The sequence below is a fragment of the Monashia sp. HAY1-5C genome (assembly GCF_056755255.1).
The window spans coordinates 1-272 of sequence record NZ_JBPGXG010000358.1; the positions used below are offsets into that span (position 1 = coordinate 1).

Annotated in this window: 1 protein-coding gene; it reads right to left on the bottom strand. The window is 54.4% G+C overall.

Features of this window, described 5'->3' with window-relative positions; all coding sequences use genetic code 11:
- Positions 1-180, bottom strand: a 180-nt coding sequence (locus tag ACR9ZK_RS22020; protein WP_481344082.1) for a hypothetical protein, incomplete at its 3' end; no start/stop codon positions are given.
- Between the last annotated feature and the right edge of the window lie 92 nt (positions 181-272).

Sequence of the window (272 nt, forward strand, 5' to 3'; positions counted from 1 at the left end):
GATCTGCACGCCGTCTTTCGTTTCGATGAAACTGGTGGTCATTGGCGGAAGTCCTTCTTTCTGTGCGGAGTTGGTTTTGGAAAGGGCGAGCGATGGCATCACCATTGCGGCGGAAAGCGTTGCACCGGCAAGCAGTGTCTGCCGGCGGGAAAACATCATCACTTCCGGGTCGTGAGACATAGGCGTTCCTCTTCGATTACACACCCATGAAGTAGCCTGTGAAGAGCGCCCCACTCTTGTCTGATAGTCGCGTTGTTTGGACGAAGCTAAGG